This window comes from Pacificibacter marinus (assembly GCF_900109555.1).
Taxonomy (GTDB): Bacteria; Pseudomonadota; Alphaproteobacteria; order Rhodobacterales; family Rhodobacteraceae; genus Celeribacter; species Celeribacter marinus_C.
Map to the genome: position 1 here is coordinate 70,233 of NZ_FNZV01000006.1, position 17,733 is coordinate 87,965.

The 17,733-nt window shown below is 51.9% G+C and carries 18 protein-coding genes; 8 read left to right on the forward strand and 10 right to left on the reverse strand.

Features of this window, described 5'->3' with window-relative positions; genetic code table 11:
* The 4 genes from BM025_RS09210 to BM025_RS09225 all read right to left on the reverse strand — a co-directional run bounded on the left by BM025_RS09210 (nt 1) and on the right by BM025_RS09225 (nt 4,564).
* Nucleotides 1–1,095 carry an ABC transporter permease gene (locus tag BM025_RS09210; RefSeq protein ID WP_085848352.1) on the reverse strand — a complete coding sequence of 365 codons (1,095 nt, stop codon included), beginning with the start codon at nt 1,093–1,095 and terminating at the stop codon, nt 1–3.
* A 60-nt stretch (nt 1,096–1,155) separates the two neighbouring features.
* Nucleotides 1,156–2,523 (reverse strand): CmpA/NrtA family ABC transporter substrate-binding protein, encoded by a 1,368-nt coding sequence (locus BM025_RS09215; protein WP_085848351.1) that lies wholly within the window; start codon nt 2,521–2,523, stop codon nt 1,156–1,158.
* A 284-nt stretch (nt 2,524–2,807) separates the two neighbouring features.
* Entirely contained in the window at nt 2,808–3,983 is a 1,176-nt protein-coding gene (locus BM025_RS09220) for an ABC transporter substrate-binding protein (protein WP_085848350.1), read from the reverse strand.
* A complete protein-coding gene (locus tag BM025_RS09225) occupies nt 3,980–4,564 on the reverse strand; it encodes an ANTAR domain-containing response regulator (protein WP_085848349.1) in 585 nt (194 codons plus the stop codon). Before BM025_RS09225 ends, BM025_RS09220 begins: the two co-directional genes overlap by 4 nt.
* Nucleotides 4,565–4,786: 222 nt before the next feature.
* On the opposite strand from BM025_RS09225, the gene mobA reads away from it, so the two are divergent.
* Complete coding sequence (gene mobA / locus BM025_RS09230) at nt 4,787–5,416, forward strand: molybdenum cofactor guanylyltransferase MobA (RefSeq protein WP_170842166.1); 630 nt, start codon at nt 4,787–4,789, stop codon at nt 5,414–5,416.
* Here the strand turns inward: mobA and BM025_RS09235 are convergent.
* The gene (locus BM025_RS09235; RefSeq protein ID WP_085848440.1) at nt 5,404–5,661 is read right to left on the reverse strand and encodes a sulfurtransferase TusA family protein; all 258 of its coding nucleotides are present in this window, start codon (nt 5,659–5,661) and stop codon (nt 5,404–5,406) included. The genes mobA and BM025_RS09235 overlap by 13 nt on opposite strands.
* Before the next feature lie 242 nt (nt 5,662–5,903).
* On the opposite strand from BM025_RS09235, the gene BM025_RS09240 reads away from it, so the two are divergent.
* Entirely contained in the window at nt 5,904–7,340 is a 1,437-nt protein-coding gene (locus BM025_RS09240) for an alanine/glycine:cation symporter family protein (protein WP_085848347.1), read from the forward strand.
* Between the two features lie 88 nt (nt 7,341–7,428).
* Here the strand turns inward: BM025_RS09240 and BM025_RS09245 are convergent, their stop codons facing one another.
* Both BM025_RS09245 and BM025_RS09250 read right to left on the reverse strand, forming a co-directional pair.
* Nucleotides 7,429–8,277 carry an asparaginase domain-containing protein gene (locus tag BM025_RS09245; RefSeq protein WP_085848346.1) on the reverse strand — a complete coding sequence of 283 codons (849 nt, stop codon included), beginning with the start codon at nt 8,275–8,277 and terminating at the stop codon, nt 7,429–7,431.
* Nucleotides 8,274–9,002: an aspartate/glutamate racemase family protein gene (locus BM025_RS09250; RefSeq protein WP_085848345.1), complete on the reverse strand. Its 729-nt coding sequence runs from the start codon at nt 9,000–9,002 to the stop codon at nt 8,274–8,276. The genes BM025_RS09245 and BM025_RS09250 overlap by 4 nt, the downstream gene beginning before the upstream one ends.
* Nucleotides 9,003–9,109: 107 nt before the next feature.
* On the opposite strand from BM025_RS09250, the gene BM025_RS09255 reads away from it, so the two are divergent.
* Both BM025_RS09255 and BM025_RS09260 read left to right on the forward strand, forming a co-directional pair.
* Nucleotides 9,110–9,919: a helix-turn-helix domain-containing protein gene (locus BM025_RS09255; protein WP_085848344.1), complete on the forward strand. Its 810-nt coding sequence runs from the start codon at nt 9,110–9,112 to the stop codon at nt 9,917–9,919.
* A gap of 115 nt (nt 9,920–10,034) precedes the next feature.
* Nucleotides 10,035–11,039, forward strand: coding sequence for a LacI family DNA-binding transcriptional regulator (locus BM025_RS09260; protein WP_085848343.1), 1,005 nt, complete (start codon nt 10,035–10,037; stop codon nt 11,037–11,039).
* Here the strand turns inward: BM025_RS09260 and BM025_RS09265 are convergent.
* Both BM025_RS09265 and BM025_RS09270 read right to left on the reverse strand, forming a co-directional pair.
* The gene (locus tag BM025_RS09265) at nt 11,036–12,169 is read right to left on the reverse strand and encodes a Gfo/Idh/MocA family protein (protein WP_085848342.1); all 1,134 of its coding nucleotides are present in this window, start codon (nt 12,167–12,169) and stop codon (nt 11,036–11,038) included. The genes BM025_RS09260 and BM025_RS09265 overlap by 4 nt on opposite strands.
* A 171-nt stretch (nt 12,170–12,340) precedes the next feature.
* Nucleotides 12,341–13,438 carry a Gfo/Idh/MocA family protein gene (locus BM025_RS09270; protein ID WP_085848341.1) on the reverse strand — a complete coding sequence of 366 codons (1,098 nt, stop codon included), beginning with the start codon at nt 13,436–13,438 and terminating at the stop codon, nt 12,341–12,343.
* Nucleotides 13,439–13,629: 191 nt separating this feature from the next.
* Between BM025_RS09270 and iolC the strand changes: the two genes are divergently transcribed.
* Genes iolC through BM025_RS09285 form a run of 3 tightly spaced genes read left to right on the forward strand, consistent with a single transcriptional unit; the run spans nt 13,630 to nt 16,301 of the window.
* Entirely contained in the window at nt 13,630–14,610 is a 981-nt protein-coding gene (gene iolC, locus BM025_RS09275; RefSeq protein WP_085848340.1) for a 5-dehydro-2-deoxygluconokinase, read from the forward strand.
* A gap of 9 nt (nt 14,611–14,619) precedes the next feature.
* Nucleotides 14,620–15,474, forward strand: coding sequence for a 5-deoxy-glucuronate isomerase (locus tag BM025_RS09280; protein ID WP_085848339.1), 855 nt, complete (start codon nt 14,620–14,622; stop codon nt 15,472–15,474).
* Nucleotides 15,471–16,301, forward strand: coding sequence for a class II fructose-bisphosphate aldolase (locus BM025_RS09285; protein ID WP_085848338.1), 831 nt, complete (start codon nt 15,471–15,473; stop codon nt 16,299–16,301). Before BM025_RS09280 ends, BM025_RS09285 begins: the two co-directional genes overlap by 4 nt.
* A 98-nt stretch (nt 16,302–16,399) precedes the next feature.
* On the opposite strand, the gene BM025_RS09290 is transcribed toward BM025_RS09285, so the two are convergent.
* On the reverse strand, nt 16,400–17,146 hold the full coding sequence (locus BM025_RS09290; RefSeq protein WP_085848439.1) for a tryptophan 2,3-dioxygenase family protein: 747 nt from the start codon (nt 17,144–17,146) through the stop codon (nt 16,400–16,402).
* Nucleotides 17,147–17,274: 128 nt separating this feature from the next.
* Here BM025_RS09290 and BM025_RS09295 point away from each other — a divergent pair, with 128 nt between their 5' ends.
* Nucleotides 17,275–17,733 (forward strand): Lrp/AsnC family transcriptional regulator, encoded by a 459-nt coding sequence (locus BM025_RS09295; RefSeq protein WP_085848337.1) that lies wholly within the window; start codon nt 17,275–17,277, stop codon nt 17,731–17,733.

A 17,733-nucleotide genomic window follows, 5' to 3' on the forward strand; every position in this document is an offset into this window, starting at 1 on the left:
TCACCGATTGTTCGAGAATGTTGTCAACGATTGCAACGCAAACATCACGCGGTCCAACAAGAACCCGATGATGCCAATAGTCAGGACCGCCACGATGATTTTCGCCAGTGATTGTGATGATCCGTTTTGGAATTCATCCCAAACGAATTTGCCCAATCCGGGGTTTTGCGCCAGCATTTCTGCGGCGATCAGAACCATCCAACCCACACCCAAAGACAACCGCAGCCCTGTAAAGATAAGCGGCAAAGCAGAGGGCAATACCAGTTTGGTGATTTTGCTATAGGTGTTCATTTTCAAAACTTTCGACACAGATATCAAATCTTTATCGATCGTTGCCACGCCCATTGCTGTGTTGATTAACGTTGGCCAAAGCGAACAGAGCGTTACAGTGATCGCCGACACCAAAAACGATTTTGAAAACAACCCATCGTTGGTGGTGTAAACCGCTGAAACAACCATCGTCACAATCGGCAACCACGCCAGCGGCGAGACAGGCTTGAACAGCTGCACAAGTGGATTGATCGCAGAGTTCGCATAAGGCGACAGGCCCGCAAAAATACCCAAAGGGATGGCGATGATTGACCCGATCAAAAAGCCAAAAAATACCGTTTTGATCGAAGTCCATATCTGGGTGTAATATGATGGCGACCCTGTGTAGGGGATGTCTTTTACTTTTTCAGGTTGCCCATTCGCAATAAAACGCTCGTTGCGTTTATCAACCCGTGCCTCATGCGTGGCTTTCTTTTCGGTCTTTGCGATAGCATCCGCATGTAAATTTTTCGCCTCAACCCACACGGCGGCGGGCCCGGGGATGGCCCCAAGCGACGTCACCACTTTGGGCGCCATAAAGCCCCATAACATCAAAAAGCCAACGATGGCTAAAACAGGCACACCCAAAAGCCGCCAAATCTCTTTACCTTGCGCCTTTGGATTATCACCTGCGAGAGCTTTCAAAATAGGCGTCATCCATGGCAAGCCAAGCACCTGCAACCATTTGTCCGCCTTATTGATACGGGTGAACAGTTTTGCGCGCTTTGCCTCTTTAGATTTCGCACCCTGTGCTGCATCCAAAGTTTGTGGGTCGATGGCGGTCATTGGGTTGGTCCTTAAAAACAGAGAAAACGAGGGAGCATCGACGAGACGCTCCCCTTAATGTTAGCCTTTGATGTCTGATCCAGAGACGATCTGCGCGCCCTTTAGACCAATCGGCAAACTGTCGAGATACGCGTTGGGTGCGGCCCCATCAAAACCGATGCCATCGATAACATCCTCAGGTGGTGTCGGTGTTTTGTAACCATTAGAGTCCCAAGGGAAATCAGCCTCATCAGCCAAACCTTCGTCCACCAACAACTTGGCAGCCTCTAGGTAAATTGCGGGTTTGTAGACAGATTTCGCAATGTCATCGTACCAGCTGTCAGACTTTGCTTCGGCGATCTGACCCCAACGACGCATCTGTGTAAGGTACCAAACAGCGTCAGAATAAAACGGGTATGTCGCGTTGTAGCGAAAGAACACGTTGAAATCCGGGACATCGCGTTTATCACCTTTTTCATATTCAAACGTGCCTGTCATAGAGGCCGCGATCACATCAGCATCGGCACCGACATAGTCTGGACGTGACAGAATTTCGACAGCTTCCATACGGTTGGCATTGTCATTTTCATCCAACCACATCGCAGCACGAATCAGCGCTTTGACGACAGCTTTCGTGGTGTTGGGGTACATTTCAGAAAACTCGTTGGTGATGCCAAACACTTTTTCTGGATTGTTTTTCCACAGTTCATAATCGGTCACCACAGGCACGCCGATGCCTTTAAATACGGCCTGCTGGTTCCATGGTTCGCCAACGCAATACCCATCAATCGTGCCAGCTTCCAACGTCGCAGGCATCTGTGGTGGAGGCGTAACAGACAAGAACACCTCTGCGCCAATCTGGCCCGTCACGTTCTCAGGCGAATAATACCCCGGATTGATGCCACCCGCTGCCAACCAGTAGCGCAGCTCGTAATTGTGAGTGGACACAGGGAACACCATACCCATGTTGAACGGCTTGCCTTTCGCGGCATAGTCATCCAGCACAGGTTTCAACGCGGCAGCCGAAATAGGGTGAGAAATTTTACCATCGGCATCTATGGGTAAATTCGGTTTGATCGTTTCCCAAACATCATTCGACAACGTAATACCGTTGCCGTTCAAATCCATCGAGAATGGCGTGATAATATGTGACTCGGTGCCGTAACCGATTGTGGCCGCCAAAGGTTGCCCTGCCAGCATGTGCGCACCATCGAGAGTACCGTCGATTACGCCATCCAAAAGCACCTTCCAATTGGCCTGCGCTTCCAATGTGACAAACAGACCTTCGTCATCGAAGAAACCTTTCTCATAGGCCACAGCAAGCGGCGCCATATCGGTCAATTTGATAAAGCCAAATGTCAGTTCATCTTTTTCAAGATCCAACATTTCGGCAAAGCCGGATGTTGCAAGTGCTGTGCTGGCGATCAGGCTAAGAAGTATTGTTTTCATTTCAATGTCCCTTTGTCATCGTCCGTCTTGGGTCCGGTTTCTGTACGAGCCAGACCCAAAACACGAAAAAAGCCGCCGATACGAACCACCCGGGAGGAGGCGGGTGGTTCGTATCGAGCGGCTTTGCTCTAAGCTTTCATCAACGAAAGCAAAATTCTGCGTCGCGGCGCCATTGCCGTGCGACTGACTTTATTTGACCCCTCCAGCATCGCCTCAGCAACGCCTCACAGCATCTTTTTGCAGATGCAGCAAATTGAGCCAATTATATGCTTATTATTTAGGCATCAAATCTCTGTCGGCTCAAAAACGCGCCCATCAAAAAACGTATCCCGTTCAAGAACAATCTGCCCCGACTCCGATTCTACACCCGACGGAGTTGCTCTGACCCCTTCAAGTTTCGCCGTCGCTATGGGCAAATCAGCCGATGTGCGCGCAAGGGCAGCGCGATATAGATCTGAGCGAAATACAGATCCGGCAGCGGCCAATGCCGCAGGTCGATCCAGCCCCAAACGGGCTGCAAACTGCCCGCCAATCCATTCCGCTTGCGAGCGCCATGGAAACCCTGCGGCACCGTTGCTGAATTCCATAAACTGCGGAACAGATCGCTCAAGACCCGACTTGGATATTACCAGTCGCCCCTCAAAGGCACGATCTAAAATTTCAGCCGACATATTCAAATACGCGGGACGCGCCAAAAGTTCGGATCGCAAAATACGAGACGACGGATCGGCAAGCCACCGTCCAGCACGCCACACAGATCGGATCAAGCGCCCCATAAGCGCGGACTCTTGTTCCGCCCAATCACTGCGCACGGCCAGTACCTTTTCTGGTGCGAATGCCCAGATGGCCGCCCCCGGTATCAACAGTTCTCCAACGCCATTTTCAACAGCGATAGACCCCCAAGGTTCGCCAACACAAAAGGCATCAATCTCGCCCGCTTTGATCGCATCAGCCATCAACGATGGCGGGACGGTTTTGATGTCTACGCCCTGCGGCGCGGGCAGGCCCAGCGCGGACAACCAGTAGTATAAAAGCTCGGCATGCATCGAAAATGGAAAGGGCACACCAATGCGTAAACGCACACCTGACGCTGCGATCAATGCCTTGCCAGCAGCGTAGGCATCATTGAAATCAAAGTTATGTCCCGCATCACGCATACGCTGAGCCAAAGCGTTAGACACACCAATAACTGTACCATTTATGGACAAAACTGAAACAGCAGACAATTTTGCACCGGCCCCACCAAGCCCTAAAGCCGTCGCAACAGGTACAGGCGACAGCATATGGGCGGCTTGAACTTGACCAAAACTCAGCATATCGCGCAAAGACGACCAAGACGGTGCGCGGCGCAAATCAAGCACGAGACCTTCTTCGGCGGCAAAGCCCATTTCTTGCGCAATGATCAGCGGTGCGGCATCGACAAGCGGGATAAACCCAACCGATAAAACAGTACCTTTCATGCCAACAGCCCCGCGGCCGTCACCAAAGCATTCGCCACATCAGCGACGCGTTTACCTTGGTCCATCGCGGTTTTACGCAACAGCGCATAGGCTTCGTCTTCGCTTACTCCACGCGCACGCATCAACATGCCTTTGGCGCGATCAATGACCTTGCGCTCTTCTAAAGCGCGCTTGGTTTCGGCCAGTTCAGTGCGCATCCGCTGAAACATACGAAAGCGCGCAATCGCCGCGTCGATCACAGGTTTCACACGTTGGCTTTGCAGCCCGTCCACGACATAGGCTGACACACCAGCTTCGATCGCCGCCGCAGAAAGGCCTTCGTCAGAACGATCCACAAACATCGCAACAGGACGATCCAGCGGACCAGAGGCCAACGCCAATTCTTCAAGCATATCGCGGGATGGGTTTTCCACATCAATCAAAACGATGTCTGGATTGTGCTCTTTAATATGTCGCGCCAAGCTTGTTGGTTCCGCAATAACATGCAAATCAAAATCGCCTGCATCACACAGACTATCAACAATAAGCGCTGCGCGAGCGGGGTCTGTTTCGACGATGATTACGCAAAGTGTATGAGCCATATTAGGACATGGCGCACAGCGGTTTTGCGATGTAAAGTCACCAAACCTCATACACGTCCAAGAATACAGCGCCTTGCCCAATTTTTAATCAATTCACATGCGGGTGCTCAATGTCATGAGCGAAATGAATCTGCGAGACAGTTGTTTTTTGCTCTGTGCGTCTTCAGATTGACCAACAAAGTACCGGAGCATCAAAATGCGTTTTCATATACGGGTTCGACAATGACGCTCCCAGCAGCAGTAATTTTGGCAGGCGGATGCGGCACGCGTCTTGGTGGCTTAGACAAGGCGCTGTGTACATTGAATGGTCGCTCATTTTTGGCGCATTGCCAGTCGCGTCTTGCACCGCAATGTGGGCTGATAGCGCTCAATGCCAACGGGGACACGCGTAGATTTCACGATACAAAACTACCGATCATTTCAGACAGTGTGCAAGATAGTCTTGGGCCGCTTTCTGGCATTTTGACCGCGATGGAATGGGCCGCAAGCAATGGATATACGCAGGTTCTAACAATCGCGGTCGACACACCGTTTTTCCCGATGAATTTGGCCCAAAGGCTTCTACAAAAGCCCCATGATCAGATCGCACTGGCCGCAACGCGCGACACGAACGGGCATTTGTGGCTGCATCCAACATTTGCAATATGGCCGACGTCTTTGCATGAAAAACTGCGGATGGATTTGGAGCACGGCGCACGCAAGGTGACAGCTTGGGCCAAAGCACAGGGCGCAGTAAATATCATATTTGAAACTCAGGCAAATGATCCGTTTTTCAACATCAACACCCCCGAAGATTTAGTGCGCGCCGAACAGATTGTAAAGTCACAGACCCGCGCCGATCAACCGCGCTGAATAAAGTAAAGCTGGGCCGCGCCATTAGGGCTTTGAGCCGCAAATCCATCCTCTGCTTGCTGTTGTGCCAAAAGGATATGGCCAGATTCCGCACAAAAATGCGGGACATCAATGACTGCGGCAGGATCAGAGGCAACAAGACGCAACACCTGCCCAGATTGCATCGCCAACAGGGCCTTGCGCGCTTTCAGCACGGGCAAAGGGCACAACAGGCCGATGGCGTCGATATATTGATCCCACTTCATGCGCGTCTGCATAGGGGACTGTGCCTGTGTTGTCTATTGTCGCACGCAACTGCCCTGATTATTCAGATCAGAATACCCGCGACAGCTGGCAAAACAGAGCTAGACCGCATGGTGCATTTTGCACTTTAAACAATATCAAAAAGCATCATCTGGTGCTACTTTTATCAATGGCGACCCAATCCAAGGCTCCCTAGGGTTCGTCGACAAGAATAATATATCGGCACGTTATGTCTGGAGGGACTATGGAACAATTAGAAACATTTTTCGGGGTCATCAATGATCTCACATGGGGATGGGCGCTGATCCCTATCCTTGTTGTCTTTGGTATTTTTATGACGCTTATGTCTGGGTTCATCCAGATTCAGTTTTTCAAACGCATGTTCCGCGTCTTGTCCAACGACAACCAAAACCAAGACCCCAACGCTCTGTCCGCACGCGCCGCTTTGCTGGTGTCGGTTGGTGGTCGCGTGGGCGGCGGCAATATCGCAGGGGTTGCAGTTGCGATCACGCTTGGCGGCCCTGGCGCTGTGTTTTGGATGTGGGCCATTGCTCTTGCTGGCATGGCGACATCTTTGATCGAATGCACATTGGCACAAACCTACAAACAATCTGACGGCGAAAGTGCCTTTCGTGGTGGTCCAGCCGATTACATTCGGCGCGGCCTTGGCGCGCGCTACAACTGGATCGCAGTGATTTATGCGATCTGTTTGCTGGCATCCTTTGGACTGGGCTTTAACGCATTTCAAGGCAATACAGTTGCAGGGGCCGTGCAGGAATCCTTTGGTATCAATCGCATGTATACAGGCATCGCGCTTGTTGCGGTCACAGCCTTTGTTGTCTTCGGCGGTATCAAACGCATCGCCAAAGCGGCGGACGTTGTGGTTCCTGTCATGGCAGTTGGCTACATCGGTTTAGCGATATTAGCGATCATCTTGAACATTGGTGAAATTCCACGCGTATTCTCTGACATCATCAACAGTGCCTTTGGCCTAAACGAAGCCTTTGCCGGCGGTATGGGCGCGGCCATCGCCAATGGCCTGCGTCGTGGGTTGTTTTCAAACGAAGCGGGTCTCGGCTCTGCGCCAAACGTGGCAGCCACCGCGCTGGTGCGTCATCCCGTGAGCCAAGGTATCACGCAGTCATTCTCGGTGTTCATCGACACAATGATCATCTGTACATGTACTGCCTTCGTCATCTTATTGGGCGATGTCTACGTACCCGGTGCAGAGGGTGTCGACGGCGTTGTTTTAACGCAGCAATCTTTGGCCAGCCACTTTGGCGTTTGGTCCAAATATGCACTGACACTCGCGATTTTACTCTTTGCGTTCTCGTCGATCATCTACAACACTTACCTTGGCGAAAACGCTATGGCGGCGATCACGAAATCCAAAGAAGCCCTAATCGGCCTACGCGTTGCAATTTTGGGCATCGTGTTATTGGGTGCGGTCGCCCCTGATGCAACATCTGTGTTCTTCTTTTCGGATCCGATGATGGGCATTTTGGCGGTGGTCAACCTTGTTGCTTTGATGATGTTGTTCCCAACAGCAATGCGTGTTGTGGATGATTTTCGCAAACAGTTGAAAGCGGGCATTGAGCGCCCCGTGTTTAATCCTGATGATTTCCAAGACCTGAACTTGGATCGCAAAGCGTGGAACACAGATCGTTGGCAAAACGACTAAATACTCTGGGGTCGCCTTCGGGCGGCCCATTCTTTTGCACATCAAGCCGGTGGGGGCATGATAGGTCAGCTCACCACTTGCGCGCGGATCAATTCAACCAAAGATGGATCAAAGCCGCTTCCGGTGTTTCGCGCCCACCATTTTGAACACCGCTCGCCCAAAGAGCCGCTCCCGCCGCATAGCTGCCGGGATCCAATGCGCCCACCTCACATTGGCTGACCGCGCGGATTTTAACACCACGCTCGGCCGCTTGTTTTAGCGCAGTACTGACGTCAGGGTGTGACATTATCGTACCCACGCCAAAGACCCGCAGCACAGCAATATCAACCTGCGCCAAAGCCGCCGACAAAGCCGCAGCGGGCAACCCTGGCGCCAAGGTCAACACAATAGAATTACGCTCTGCGAACCGATGATATCGCGCCGCAGTCAGCGGATCTTGTGGAATGGCGCGAAAGGCATCTGCGTGATGACAGTCATGTTTAATCAGCCCGTTTGCTGGCAAAATACGCCCTGAAAATGATAAAAACACACCTGCCCCGTGCCCATTCACCAAAGCATCGATGGCAAGATCAAGGTTGCCCTCAGCATCGCCGCCTGCGCCCAATGGTGTCATAGAACCGCACAGCATGACCCGTCGCCCTTGCCCTTCCAGCGCTTGCGACAGTGCAGCGCCCGTAAATGACATGGTATCGGTGCCGTGAACAACAATTACAGGGCAATCGGGATGTGCATCGATCATATCCAACATCTCGTTCCAATGGGCAGGACCAATATCGGCACTGTCGATCAGCGGTGCAAATACATGTTGTTGTAGCGTCACATGTGCGGGCAAGCGTGCCGCTATCGCAGCCTCGACCAGCCCCTCTTGTGGGGCCAACCCATTGGGGCCGCGCACCATTCCAATCGTACCGCCTGTGTGGATCAATAGCAGCTTCATACCGATACCTTTCGCGCACGATACGCGCGAAAGGTAAGCATCTGCGCCACGCAATCCGTTACATCGATAAGTGTTTTTCCAACAACAGGCGTGGCGATCAGTGGTAACTCTGTACAGGCCAAAATAACAGTTTCAGAAGATAGATTTTGCGCAATGGATCGAAAGCGCGCCGCTAACCCTACGTGTTTTTGCCCAAACCGTTTGACGTCTTCAATCAGCAAGTGCAAATCTTCGGACTGGTTTGCGGTTTCAAATTCTATATCGGATTGCAGCTCAGCGTAGGCAGACCAATTGTCCAAAGCCATCACAGGTCCTGCGGCCAACAATCCAACGTGGCTGTGTCCCGCTTGGGTTAAAACCTGATGCAAAACAGCTTGAAACGACAAAAACTGTCCGACGTTTGGCAAAGTATCCAGCAATGCTTGGATACGCGGCGCGAACCAATTCAATGTGTTACACGCAATGACAAAGACATCTACCTGTGGCGCGATTTGGCGCACGGTACGATCAAGCGCAGCCCATGTTGCAGCCTCATTGGCCCGCAAATCCATCGACAAACCCAGTTCGGGCTCAGACACAATAACCACGCGCGGCGCATCAAGATCACCGCGAAACGCCGTCCCAAACTGGTTTTGCGTTTGCACAAGCAACTTGGACCACAAATCCATACCCGCTTCGGGGCCAGAGCCCGCGATGATCCCAATCGTAAAAGGGCGATGTGTCATAGATATCTCCTTGGGTCGATAATGCGCGGTGTACAACATATTGACAATTGCGCCCATGGGCGCAACTTGGCGCTAAGTGATGCTATTTTTGCAAGAAAGAGAATAAATTGTCTGAGATATCCGCAAACCTTCGACTGCTTTGCTCATTCAAGACCTCAATTTCCGAAGTCGGGCGTGAACTTGCGATCAATCGCAGTCAACTCAACCGTTATTTGGCCGGTACATCAACACCACGCACAGGGCTTTTGCGCAAAATTTGTGACTATTTTGGCGTCGAATTGCACGAACTGATGTTGCCACCAGAAGACTTTGCCGAACTGATCCAAGTCCGCGCCCTCGACAGTGACGGCACAGGCCGGCTGCTGTGGCAATACGTCGATAAAGTGATGGCGCGCAATGAGCCACGCATCCAAAACATGACAGGTTTTTTTTGGGAATACTACGCATCCATGTCGCAACCCGGCAAAGTGATCCGTAACATGATCACCTTTGAGCCACGCGATAATTATATGTTTTATCGGCGCTTGGAACGTATGGGGCCACATGACAAACCCTGCCGTCATCACTTTCGGTACCAAGGGGCCGCATTGATGACAGGCGATCGTATTTTTATGTCTGATTATGAATACGGGGCCGAAGTCGAATTGACCCAAACAGTTCTGTACCCCGATTACGCCATGCGCTGGACGCGTCTGCATGGCATCAAACTGGGTGTGTCCGCCGACAGCACCCATATGCCATGCGCGGTGCGGGTCGTGTTTGAGCGCCCGCCGCATTCCATGCATTCCATCTCCGCTTTGCGCCAGTGTGGCCTGTTTGATTTTGACAGCCCGCATATTCCAGAGCACGTGCTTGAAATGATCGACAACGTGCCAAGTGGACCGCAAGTGTTCCAAGCTTACGTGCGCAAACCCTAATTTGACGCGTCCCTATGCAATCGGTTGCAAGTTGTAGACACTGTAATGTGACACTGTGGAGCCAGCTAAGTTTTTATAAACCGGTATCGAGCTGTGAAACGTAATAGGTAAAAGAATGCCAGCAACACTCAAAGATGTCGCGATCAGGGCCGGAGTATCTACGTCTGCCGTATCGCGTACTTTTACGGATGGGGCATCTGTCTCGATCAAAATGCGCCAAAAGGTTGAAAAGGCCGCATCTGAACTGGGGTATAGTCCCAATTTTTTGGCCCGCAGCCTAACGACACGCCGCACAAAGCTCATCGGCCTTGTCAGCAATAACTTTCACAATCCGATTTTTTTGCAGGTCTTTGATCTGTTCACCCGTGGGCTACAAGATCGAGGATTGCGTCCTCTTCTGGTCAATCTAAGCGATGAAACCGATCCCAAAAACTCGCTAAAATTGCTGCAACAATATTCTGTCGATGGCGTAATCGTCGCATCGTCTACGCTTCCGCCCGTATTTTCCAAAGCATTCCGCGACCAAAATCTGCCGGTTGTCCACACGTTTGGCCGTTATTCCAGCACCCCAGAGGTTCATATGGTCGGGATTGATAACGTTGAAACAGGTCGTATGGCAGCGCATGAATTGGTCACACGAGGGTATAACAAAGTCGCGTTTTTAGGGGGGCCGCTGTCGGCAACATCAACCCAAGATCGACACAAAGGCTTTACCCAAGAAATCGCGCGCCATCCGCAAGTCACCCAATCTCACAGCTACGCCCAAGCTTATTCTTTTCAAGCGGGACGGCAAGAAATGCTGCGTCTGCTGAATGAGGGACATGCAGAAGCCTATTTTTGCGGGGATGATGTGTTGTCGATTGGCGCCCTGAGCGCGATCAAAGATGCAGGGCTGTCTGTTCCAGATGACGTTGGCGTCATTGGGCTCAACGATATGGAAATGGCATCGTGGGAAAACATAAACCTCACAACAATACACCAGCCCATCCGCCAAATTGTGGATTCTTCGGTCGACCTTATGGTCGCAATGCTGGACGAGCCGGATCACTATCCTGAGGCGCGCGTATTCCCTTGTCGCGTGGTGGAACGAGGCACATTACGGCCCCGTTCCAAAACTTAGCGGAACATCGGCGGGCGGGCATCTATCCAAACGCCTGCCTCTTTTGCTGATGCAACCGCCGCATGCACGGCCGCCATAGAGCGCACGCCGTCTGACGCATTGGGCAAGCCATCACGCATCTCGCCGCGGATCGCATCCGCCAAATCGCAATAGATATTCGCGACAGCCAAAGGGAAACCTTCGGGGTGTGCAATGGCCACGCGCGACAGACGCTGGGTGTCTTCGCATAGACCCGGTTCGCCTTTTTCGATGATCTGCGTCCGCCCACCAACAGGTGTATAAATCAACTGGTTTGGCTGCTCTGACGCCCAGCGCAATCCACCAGTTTCACCGAACACTTGAATGTCAAATCCATGCTGGCGCCCAATCGCAACGGATGAAGTCCACAACCGCCCAACAGTGCCGCCAGTCATGCGAAAATTGATCATCGCATCGTCTTCCAACTCACGGCTAGATATTGTGGATGCGAAATCTGCAGACAGCTTTTCAACGTTATCATCACATATGAAGCTCGCCATGTGCAGCGCATGAATGCCGCAATCGGCGAACTGACCTGACACCCCTGCCGTGGCAGGATCATAACGCCAACGCACGCGTGGATTGTCTGCATCTGTCGCATCGCCGTGATGCCCGTGGCTAAAGTTGGTCACAACCAAACGCGGCTTACCAAGATCCCCCGCTCGTACCATTGCACGAGCTTGGCGCACCATAGGATAGGCAGAGTAGCAATAGTTCACCGCGCAAATTTTACCCGTTAGCTTTGCAATGCGCACGATAGCTTCGCCTTCGTCCACAGTCATCGTCATCGGCTTTTCGCACAACACGTTAAAGCCTGATTCTAGATAAGATTTGGTGATCTCAAAATGGGTCGCGTTTGGCGTCGCAACCGTGACCAGATCAACGCGGTCATCACGATTTTTTTCCCCTGCCAGCATCTCTTGCCAATCACCATAAGCACGGTCTGTGGCCACCCCCAAACGCTTCGCGTAATCACGTCCGACATCCGCACGATGATCCAACGCACCCGCAGTAAATTCAAAGCGCCCATCTGCCAATGCACCGAGACGGTGCGCGGGCCCGATCTGGCTGCCTTCACCGCCACCAATCATGCCCCATTTCAATTTCGCCATAGTAAATCCTCCCTAGACATCAATGGATCGCCATTATTCGAGCTTGGCCTACACATCTTCAAGCGGCACACCCACCATGGACGGATCACAGTTATGTTCAACAAAGACCATATCTACAGTGACAGGCGCATGACCGATTTTGGGTGTCATAGTAGAACCTTTTGACCAACACTACGCGGGTTGTACATCTACCCACGCTTTTGTCCGAGACGAAGCCAATGCTGCGGCGACAACTTGTGTCACGTCAAGCCCATCTTGAAATGTCGGCCAAACAGGGGTTTGTGTTTCGATGGCCTGCAAAAAATCACGTGCCTCGATGATAATTTGATCTTGATACCCCGTACCGTGACCGGGGCCTTGGCAGAAATTTTCATAATCGGGATGCGCAGGTCCTATTAGAATTTTACGGAACCCGCGTGTGGCTTCAGGTTCGTCCGCAGTATAGAGCCAAAGTGCATTTTGATCTTCTTGATCAAATTTTATCGCACCTTTGGTTCCAGTAATTTCATAGGCAAAGCCCATTTTGCGACCATGGCTGATGCGGCTAAAGTACATCTGCCCCATCGCGCCATTGGCAAACCGACACATCACCTGACCATGATCATCATTGGTGACGGTCCCCTCTGGGCGGGCCTGATGAACGGTTTCCACGTCAGCCACCAAAGACGTAATTGGGCCAATCAAGGCCAATGCACCATTGATCATGTGCGGGGCCAAGTCCCCCATCGTGCCATTGGCTTCACCAGACGTACGCCATGTCGCAGGGCTTTTAGGGTCGGCCAGAAAATCTTCGGTGTGTTCGCCGCGAAACCATGTGATGTCGCCGATCGCGCCTTGCGAAATAAGCTGGCGTGCAAATTGACTGGCTGGTGTGCGGATATAATTGAAACCGACCATGCTGATGTGCCCAACAGAGGCTTTGGTCATAATTTGGCTGTCGCTTAGCGACGCACCAAGAGGCTTTTCGCAAAACACAGGCTTGTTCAACGCAAAAGCCGCAAGCGCAATCTCGCGGTGGGTGTCTTGTGGCGATGCGATCACGATGGCCTCGACCTTAGGATCAGCCACCAATACACGCCAATCATCTGTCGCGCGCGCAAACCCGTAGGCATGACGATACCATTGCGCGCTTGCAGTGCTGCGCGCACAGATCATTTCCAGACGGGGCCGTAGAGCTGTATTGAACACCGCGCCGACGGACGACATTGCGACAGCATGGGCTTTGCCCATATAGCCCCCTCCGACAATGCCTATACCAATCTCAGTCATGCGACGTGGCCTTTCTTATCAGATTATATTTGCAACCGGTTGCAAAATTTGTATCTTGGGATTCGAAACCACGCAAGCGACAATGATCAAATAGGCCACCTACACCAACACAACCATCGCGTCTCACTTAGGGCGGATCGTACACGATAGGAATTTGGCACGTCGCGCATTAAACAACGAAAGAGCATGTGATGGACGTTTTGGCCGGTATCAAGCACAATAATTTCGTGGTTCTTGGCCGTGTTGGCATGGATTTGTTTACAGCGGCAGGTGAGGCGATAGAGACCACCGATAACTTTACCGCAGACATGGGTGGATCGTCTGCCAACATCGCCGCAGGTATCGTGAAACTTGGTGGAAAAGCGTCTTTGGTGACGCGTGTATCCGATGATGCAGTGGGGCGGTTTTGCATGAACAAGCTAGACCACTACGCAATAGATAAACGGTATGTCACCCCCGTTGGCGGCGAAGCCCGCAATTCTTTGGCATTGTATGAAAGCCGGATGCAAGACCACCAATCGGTGATCTACCGCAATGGTGCCGCTGACTTTGAAATGACCATAAAAGATGTCGAAGCCGTGGACTATGCCGCCTTTGGAGCTTTGGTCGCGGCAGGCACTGTTTTCGCTGCAGATCCATCGCGCTCGTCCAGCTTTCGCGCTTTTGAACTGGCACGCGCCGCGGGTATCCCGATCATATTTGATGTCGATTATCGCCCCTATAGTTGGCCATCTGCACAGGTCGCAGAAGAAGTTCTCTCTAAAGCAGGCGCTATGTCAGACATCATTATCGGCAATGACGAAGAATTCGGCTTTATGGCGGGTGGCATTAACAAAGGCCTTGAAAAAGCGCGCGCACTGGCCGCCTCAAGCGCAACCATTGTTGTCTATAAAATGGGTGAGCATGGCGCCATCACCTTTGCGAATGGCACGCAAATCCGTACAGGCATCTATCCTGTCACGGCACTGAAACCCACAGGAGCGGGCGATAGTTTTATGGCGGGATTTCTGTCTTCACTCGTAAAAGGGCACAGTCTTGAAAACGCTGTTCTGCGCGGCTCAGCCTGTGCCGCTATCGTGGTGGCGAAACCCGGATGTGCGCCCGCCATGCCCTTTTCCAACGAATTAGATGCCTTTTTGGCCGACCACCCCGGCCCCACACACGTGACCTAAGGATTTCAAATGCATATTGCCCCACACGACAATAAAAACATCCCTATTGTAGACGTGGACGATGCCACGGTCCCACTCAACTACCTTAACATCGTCAAACTGAAAGCTGGCGAGGCCTTTGAATATCAAGTGCCTGGCTATGAGACTTGCATCGTACCCGCAACAGGCACGATTGATGTCAACGTTGAAGGTGTCGCCTATACTTTGCTGGGCAACCGCACTCTTGATGTTTGGGATGGCGAGCCCGAAGGCGTATATGTACCAGTTGGAGCCAAGGTGACCTTTGTTGCGACCCGCGACACCGAAACATTCATCGCAGGCGCGCGGTACGATAAAGTGCTTGAACCGTTTGATGTGCGTGAGGCCGAACTGGACAAAGTGCAATACGGCTCTGACGACACCAAAACGCACCGCAAGATTAAGCACATTCTAGGCCAAGCGCATCACGGCAAGGTCGGACGATTGTTGGTGTCAGAATTGTTCACCGTTGGCCAAGGTGGTTGGTCTGGTTTCCCTGCACATAAGCACGACACAGATCGCAAAGATGCTGACGGCACCATCATCGAGACACGTCATGACGAAACTTACAATTTCCGCTTTCGTCCGAACCACGGTGCTGGTGTGCAAATCATTCAACATGAAGAAGGCACACCGGGCGATGCCTATCAGCTGATGGACAGGTCCACTATTTTGTTGCGCAGCGGTTACCACCCTTGTGTGGTGATGCCCGGCTACGAAATGTATTACTTCACCATTTTGGGAGGCCTCACGCAGCGCAGTTTGGTACAGTATTTCCAGCCCACACATGCCAATCAAATTGAAACAATTCCGGGGATCAAAGACATGGTCGCTAAGTTTAAATGACGCTTGCAACACTCGCAGAGGTTTTGCAGCCTGCCCTAAAAGGCAGATATGCGGTTGCGGGTTTGGTCACCCTTGGCTGGGAAGATATGCGCGCCTATGTGGCCGCTGCCGAAGCCGAAAACTGCCCTGTCATCTTACAAGCAGGTCCATCGTGTCGCGCCAATACACCTTTGCCGATATTAGGCAAAATGTTCCGATATTTGGCCGAGAACGCCAGCGTACCTGTTGTGGCACATTTGGATCATGGGTACACGCTTGAAGAGTGCAGCGAAGCTTTGGATGCTGGGTTTACATCCTTAATGTATGACGGCTCGCGCAAGCCTATATCGCAAAACATTGATGAGACGGCCATGATCACAGAAATGGCCCACAAAGCGGGCATATCTTGCGAAGGTGAGATCGGTTTTGTGGGATACGCCAATGGCGAAAAATCAGCAGGAACGCTCCCCGACGATGCCGCCAGATTTGCACGGGAGACACGTGTCGACGCCATGGCAATTTCAGTCGGCAACGTACACTTGCAGCAAGACAAAAATGGCGGTTTGGACATAGGTCGCATTCACGCAATTGAAGCCGTCACCACCGTTCCTTTGGTCATTCACGGCGGCTCTGGCGTGCCTGTTGTTCAACGCACGGCCCTTGCGACAGGATCAAGCATCTGCAAGTTCAACATTGGCACCGAACTGCGAATAGCTTTTGGTCAGGCTTTGCGCGACGCTGTCACTGCGGACCCGTGCCGTTTTGACCGCATCGCAATTTTGCAAGACACACACGAGCCGCTCGTCGCTGCAACACGGCACGTCCTGCGCGCTTTCCAACCACGATGATGCGCACCGTTTTTATAGCGCGCCAAACACAGCACACAGACGTGGCGCAAGACTTTGTTCGGCACCTGATCGCATTGCAATCTGGTGAGGTTGATCAGTCAAACGTTGTCTTTGTCGTGAATGATATCACGCACAACGCCGTAACTTTGCCCCCATGCATCTGTCATATCGCAACGAATATCCCACAATTCGGGGAAAAACCTGTGACGTGCGCCTGCCTCTAATATCTCAACAGGGCGCCCTTTCAGCGACTTTGATCCCAGCCCAATCGAGCGGTGGATCAAGTACAAATGGTTGGCGCGGAATTTCTGAAACAGCTCATCGTATTCAATCAAAGCTTCGGCCACGACATAGCTGTCACCGTGGTCATATTTGCCGTTGTATACATCGGCCACACTCAACTCTTTACCGTCCAGATAAGTCGTTTTGTACGCGTCCCATAGATCGTTTGGCATTCGCAACAGCAATTGGAAACCGGGACTTTCTTGGCCAGATCCATTGCCAAGCTGCAAGCGCACCTCTTGGTATTCAAGCGGTGACATGGTTTCGAGCACATCAAGCTGGTCTGTCATAAGACGCATCAAGCGGTGCACTCTGCTCATCAAGGTCACGATGCGATTGGTGTTGCCCTGTTTCAGATAGTCAATCACATCAACCAGCGTATAGGCCATCAGTTTCATCCACAGTTCTTCGACCTGATGCACGATTTGAAACTGTAACTCATCGGCATTGCACAACTTGTCGATAGGTTTTTGACAGCCAAGCAACTGTTTCACGTCCAAATAAACGCCATAATCCAGCATCTTCGGGGTCTCGATCAGTGCGTGATATTCTTCGCGGTTCATCTGTGCGTCCTTTGGTCCATGCCGTTTACCTTTTGTGCCCCACAAAGTGAAAATCATTGTTCTCTTAGTTCCAGCATGCGAAGAATAACGAGAACGATTGATTACAATTGGCGCAAAATGGATAACACATGGATCAGGTCGACCTCGCTCTTTTAAAGAGCTTAGAGCACAATGCACGCTTGTCCTTTGCAGAATTGGCAGACGCCCAAGGCATGTCCAAGACGCCTATTTGGAAACGCGTAAAAGCGCTCGAAGAAGCAGGCGTGATCACAGGGTATGAGGCGCGTTTAGCCCCAAAAGCTATGGGATTTGGCCTATCAGCTTTTGTTGAGGTTGTGCTGGATTTTGAGTCTTCTGACGCTTTTGAAACCGCAGTGGCACGCCATCCATCGATCTGGCGCTGCCACGCCACCACAGGCGATGCGGATTATCTGTTGCAACTGTTTGCGCGGGACATGGACGATATGGATAAATTGATCCGCGCGGAAATCGCACGTTTTCCTGGGGTGCGTCGCACCAGCACCACGGTGGTCACACGGTCTATCAAAGAAAATCAATCTCTGGCAGCCTTGGCACAAACGCGTTAA